The organism is Flavobacterium sp. DSR3-2, from assembly GCF_049896525.1.
Classification (GTDB): domain Bacteria; phylum Bacteroidota; class Bacteroidia; order Flavobacteriales; family Flavobacteriaceae; genus Flavobacterium.
On record NZ_JAFCUM010000043.1, the window covers coordinates 1 to 621 of the forward strand.

Consider the following 621-nt stretch of genomic DNA (forward strand, 5'->3'; position numbering starts at 1 on the left):
ACGTTACCTGCAAGCGAAGGACGACACAACATAAATAAAGAACAGACATTTATGAATAGATTTTTTTTAATAATTCTAACTTTTTCACTTTTTGCAATTGATTGTAATGGGCAGAAAGTATCTAACCTAAAAATCGAGAAAGTTTTTCTTGACAAAACAGACACAACAAAAAACTGTTATACAATAATATATCCAGCAAAACTTCCTTGGACAGGCTATTTGTTTCTTGTTCCTGGTTTTGGAGAAACAGCAGAAAATGTTTTACAACAAACTGACTTACCAAAAAAATTAGCTCAAAATGGAATATTGACAATTATCCCAACTTTTCAAGATGGTGTATTATCTTTTGGTGTTGATAGTTTAAGCCAACAAACTTTTGACAGAATTTTAAAAGATGTAACTTCTAAACACAAACTTGTTAACCAAAATTTTTATGTTGGTGGATTTTCAATTGGTGGTAGTAGTGCGATTAAATATGCCGAAAACGCAGAAATTAAACCAACAGCAATTTTTGCGATTGACCCACCTCTTGACTTTGAAAGATTTTATAATTCAGCAAAAAGAGATATTCGACTTTCAAAAGACATCGAAGCAAATGAAGAGAATGTTTATATGGTAGAT

General features: G+C 31.1%; 1 pseudogene. It reads left to right on the forward strand.

The features are described from left to right. Positions 1–51: 51 nt before the first annotated feature. Positions 52–621 (forward strand): annotated as a pseudogene (locus ACP7AV_RS17170) (hypothetical protein); the annotation flags it as partial.